The organism is Vibrio sp. Vb0937 (genome assembly GCF_033338855.1).
The window spans coordinates 1-1,017 of the sequence record NZ_JAWOTK010000478.1 but is presented as its reverse complement, the minus strand read 5'-3'; the positions used below and the strand labels follow the sequence as shown (position 1 = coordinate 1,017).

The following is a 1,017-nucleotide window of genomic DNA, read 5'->3' as shown; positions in this document are numbered from 1 at the left end:
CTTCATTGTTACCCGTTATTGTCTGAACACCAAACTCACGGTTAAACCACCTTGAGAACGATTCTCTGCATTGACGGACCCCCCCATCATTCGCATCGATTCCTTAACGATCGCCAGTCCAAGGCCGTATCCACCAAGCTTTTTGTCTCGCGAGGCATCCAAGCGGGTAAACGGGTTAAAGATATCGGATAACTTGTTCTCTGGGATGCCAGGCCCATCGTCAGAGACAGACATAACCAGATAAGCCTGCCCATTGATTTCTTGATTAGTCAGAGCCACTTCGATCCGAGCATCTTCACCCGCGTATTTGATAGCGTTGCCAACTAGATTATTCAGACAACGCACCACGAGAGTATCTTCACAGTAAGCTCTCGGCTCGGTCACACGTGAAATAAATACAATGCTCTGTGATTCCCTCAAATCGATTTTGCAACGCTCAACTTGTGGGGCTAGTAGCACTTCAAGATCGCTACGCTTGGTCTCTTTGTCGTAGCGAGCATTCTCAAGGCGACTAAATTCCAAAATGTCACTGATTAGATGATTCAGCTCTTTGGCTTCGTCTTCCAGCCGCGTCACTAATCCTTGTTCGCTTTCACCAACTCGTTTACGCAAAAGGTGCAAAACCAAGTTCTGTCTAGCAAGAGGCGTTCTTAGTTCATGGGACACATCGCGAATCAAAAGACGTTGCTTCTCCGCTAGCAAGTGAATCTCTTTCGTCATGTGGTCAAAATCTTGCGCGAGTTCATTAAATTCTCGCGTGTTGGACTTTAGCTCCTGCACAACACTGACATTAAAATCGCCGTTCGAAAGCTTCTTGCTCGCCTCTCTGAGTCTGTCCAACGGTTGCTGTAAGTTGCGTGCCATTAAAAGCGAGAACAAAGCCAAAATCACGGCGGCAATTACCACTTTGATAATGGAAAAGTACAGTATGAAGTCATTCGCAGGATGTAAGCGATGCGGCAGTTGAATGACTAAGTTGTGCTGCTGAACCAATGGAATGCTGATGATTGGTCGATT

Annotated in this window: 1 protein-coding gene; it reads right to left on the bottom strand. The window is 46.5% G+C overall.

Annotation, left to right across the window (positions count from 1 at the left end; translation table 11 throughout):
* Window positions 1-15 precede the first annotated feature (15 nt).
* On the bottom strand, window positions 16-1,017 hold a 1,002-nt coding region (locus tag R7P67_RS26645), incomplete at its 5' end, for a sensor histidine kinase (RefSeq protein WP_318086562.1).